This is a genomic window from Streptosporangium sp. NPDC006013 (assembly GCF_040614275.1).
GTDB lineage: Bacteria > Actinomycetota > Actinomycetes > Streptosporangiales > Streptosporangiaceae > Streptosporangium.
Map to the genome: position 1 here is coordinate 1 of NZ_JBEXUE010000941.1, position 1384 is coordinate 1384.

General features: G+C 71.0%; 2 protein-coding genes. Both read right to left on the reverse strand.

Features of this window, described 5'->3' with window-relative positions; genetic code table 11:
* Nucleotides 1–48: 48 nt before the first annotated feature.
* Entirely contained in the window at nucleotides 49–423 is a 375-nt protein-coding gene (locus tag ABZ260_RS51085) for a hypothetical protein (RefSeq protein WP_355633229.1), read from the reverse strand.
* 68 nt (nucleotides 424–491) lie between these two features.
* Complete coding sequence (locus ABZ260_RS51090) at nucleotides 492–1247, reverse strand: SDR family oxidoreductase (RefSeq protein ID WP_355633232.1); 756 nt, start codon at nucleotides 1245–1247, stop codon at nucleotides 492–494.
* Nucleotides 1248–1384 lie beyond the last annotated feature (137 nt).

Here is a 1384-nt window from a genome sequence, read left to right on the forward strand (position 1 = left end):
TCGCCTTCCCACCGTTTCCAGGAGAGACCACCGTGAGCGATCTCGTGCTCAGCCCGCCGGAACCCGTGGCCAAGGTGCCCGTGGACCGGAGGCCAGGGAGACGAGGGACTGCACGGGTGCGGACCCGACGTCGCCGGAGTAGACGAAGGCACCCAGGGTGGCACGGGTGTGGGACGCCGTGGCGGCGGGACCCGGGTCGCCGTGGAGGAACGAGCCGACGCAGGTCGGCGCCAGGCTCGCGTCGTACCGCGCGGCGGCCTGCCAGTCGACGGGGCGGTCGAGCGAGGGCTCGTCGGTGCTCGCACTGATCAGCCGTACCAGGCGGACGTCGACCGGGTCCGCGGCACTGACATGGACGGAGACCTGGTCGCCACGCTCGTAGGAGAGGCGGTCGGTGTAGGCGCGGACGGGCAGGCTGGGCATGTGACTCCTCGGTCAGGTCGTCGTGGTCGTTGTGATGCTCGGCGTGGTCGCGCGTGGGCGACCTCCGATCAGATCGGTCCCGCGGCCAGGTAGCCGCCGTCGACGGGCAGGTTGGCCCCGTGGACGTAGTCGGCCAGCGGGGAGCTGAGGAACAGGATGGCGTCGGCGATCTGCTCCGGCCGCGCCCAGACCTTTGTCGGGACGGCGGCCGCGATGGTCGCCTTGGTCTCGGCGTCGTAGATGTCGGTCAGCTCGGTACTGGTGAACCCGGGCAGGATCGAGTTCACGTTGATGCCGACCGGCGCGCAGTCCAGGGCCATCTGCCGGGTGAGATTGACCCAGAGGCCCTTGCTCGCGCAGTAGGCCGCGAAGCCGGGGTTGCCGACCATCCCTGAGACGGAGCCGACCACGACGACCTTGCCGCGGCGGCCGGTCTCCTTCATGTGTCGGATCGAGGCCCGGGCGCACCGAAAGATGCCGTCGACGTTCACGTCCATGTGCCGGCGCCACAGCTCGTCGTCGGTCTCCTCGGCGCTCGATGGCTCGATCACCGCCGCGCTCAGCACGACGATGTCGATGCCGCCGTCGACGCAGAGGTCCGCGAACACCGTGGTGACCGCGTCGGCGTCCGCGACGTCGAGCCGGCGGTGGGTGATCCGCTCTGCCACCTCGGGTGCCGGCGGGAGGGCGGTCAGCCGATCGCGGCGCGATAGCGTGACCACGCACGCTCCCGCCTCGGCCAGGGCGACGGCTGAGGCCCACCCGATGCCGGTGGCGCCGCCGACCACGACGGCTCGCTTGCCCTGGAGATCGATCGACCGCATCCTTGAGGTCCTTTCCGACGACGGAGCCGACCGGGACGGCCGTCCGTGTGATGCTGCGCGTTCCTCCGCAGCTTGGAGGTCGAGACTGGGTGCCGCGAGGGCCGGGCTCCTCGGTCGATCTGCGCAGATCGCCGAGG

Bases quoted from the DNA above. Each gene is read 5' to 3' on its own strand.
- ABZ260_RS51085 (WP_355633229.1), bottom strand. From the start codon at position 423: ATGCCCAGCCTGCCCGTCCGCGCCTACACCGACCGCCTCTCCTACGAG.
- ABZ260_RS51090 (WP_355633232.1), bottom strand. From the start codon at position 1,247: ATGCGGTCGATCGATCTCCAGGGCAAGCGAGCCGTCGTGGTCGGCGGC.